At 53.0% G+C, this 217-nt stretch carries 1 protein-coding gene; it reads right to left on the minus strand.

The features are described from left to right. Nucleotides 1–217: RsmG family class I SAM-dependent methyltransferase (locus tag LJE08_RS14785; protein ID WP_227403686.1), on the minus strand; the 217-nt coding region annotated here is incomplete at both ends.

Below are 217 nucleotides of genomic sequence, written 5' to 3' on the forward strand. Positions count from 1 at the left end.
TGGCACTGAAGGTCTCAGCGCGATCATGAATCAGATTGACGTCGGTTAGCCCCAGCTTGGCAACCAGATCGGCCAAAAACTTGATCCGCTTGTTCAGTGAATCAACGATCGTAATCTTGAGCTGTGGAAAGGCAATCTTCAGCGGCAGTGAAGGAAAACCAGCACCCGCGCCAATATCGCAAAGCGTCAGGGCTTCAGTCTGCAGACGAGGTTCGGC

The organism is Holdemanella sp. DFI.5.55 (assembly GCF_020593575.1).
Lineage (GTDB): Bacteria > Bacillota_I > Bacilli_A > Erysipelotrichales > Erysipelotrichaceae > Holdemanella > Holdemanella hominis.